Origin of the sequence: Aliivibrio sp. A6 (genome assembly GCF_028765505.1) — a bacterium.
Lineage (GTDB): Bacteria > Pseudomonadota > Gammaproteobacteria > Enterobacterales > Vibrionaceae > Aliivibrio > Aliivibrio finisterrensis_A.
In genome coordinates this window covers 1-1,173 of the sequence record NZ_JARACR010000088.1, presented here as the reverse complement: position 1 = coordinate 1,173, position 1,173 = coordinate 1, and the positions used below count along the sequence as shown (strand labels likewise).

At 38.0% G+C, this 1,173-nt stretch carries 3 tRNA genes and 1 rRNA gene; all 4 read left to right on the top strand.

Annotated features, from left to right (window positions below):
• Positions 1-128, top strand: a 16S ribosomal RNA gene (locus PVK70_RS18710); the annotation flags it as partial.
• A gap of 87 nt (positions 129-215) precedes the next feature.
• Positions 216-291: transfer RNA gene (locus PVK70_RS18705), tRNA-Glu, on the top strand.
• 84 nt (positions 292-375) lie between these two features.
• Positions 376-451 (top strand) — tRNA-Lys (locus tag PVK70_RS18700).
• 61 nt (positions 452-512) lie between these two features.
• Positions 513-588 (top strand) — tRNA-Val (locus tag PVK70_RS18695).
• Positions 589-1,173 lie beyond the last annotated feature (585 nt).

Here is a 1,173-nt window from a genome sequence, read left to right as displayed (position 1 = left end):
CCAGAAGTGGTTAGTTTAACCCCTTTTCTTCGGATTAGGGGAGGACGATCACCACGGTGTGGTTCATGACTGGGGTGAAGTCGTAACAAGGTAGCCCTAGGGGAACCTGGGGCTGGATCACCTCCTTAAACGATAGATTACGATTCATGAGTGCTCACACAGATTGCGAAGGTTGAAAATAAAGAGATTTAGAAGGTGTCCAACACCTTCGTTGTGTCCCGTTCGTCTAGAGGCCTAGGACACCGCCCTTTCACGGCGGTAACAGGGGTTCGACTCCCCTACGGGATACCATTTTCTCCTTATAGTTTGTTAAGTTGACGTCGTTTATAGACTATAAACGTCCTTACAACTTGCCTCCTCTAAGAAGAAAAATATGGGTCGTTAGCTCAGTTGGTAGAGCAGTTGACTTTTAATCAATTGGTCGCAGGTTCGAATCCTGCACGACCCACCATTCTTTCCACAGAGAATGGGTTTATTTCTGATAGAGTCAGGAGTAAATTGGAATATTATGTGGGCGATTAGCTCAGTTGGGAGAGCACCTCCCTTACAAGGAGGGGGTCACTGGTTCGAGCCCGGTATCGCCCACCATTTCATATGGATATACTCTTTAAATATTTTTGGAAGGATTCCAAACCAGTTCAAGAAATTGATCTAGGTTCGAATTTTTTGTGTCTGAAAATGCTTAAAAAGTATTTTATCATTAACAGTGTTAATGATTTTATATAGCTCTTTAACAATTTGGAAAGCTGACTGATTCAGCTTAATTACAGCTAAGTGCTGAAATTAAGTTAAATCAAAATTTAAAAGTTCTTAATATCTTTTGTTTATCCTAGATAAACAAATTAAAAACACATTCAAGTGTTCTTGGTATTATTTTGTTTCTACTTTTTAAAGTAGAGATAAAGAGCGAATCCGGCGAAAAACCAGAACTCACATTTTTCTGTTTAGAGATTATCTTTTTTACAGAAATAGTGATGAATTCAAACCTTGATTAGTTGAAATACGATCTCAAGTTATTTGTTTTACGTAGTAATTTTATTTTTAGACAAGGCGTTAAGAAATTTATCGAAGGGAGTGTAGCTTGCTACATGACCAAGTAAGTTTTGAAAACAACGAAGTATAAAGATAAAAGAACAAGTAAAAAGACCTCTTGGGGTTGTATGGTTAAGTAAT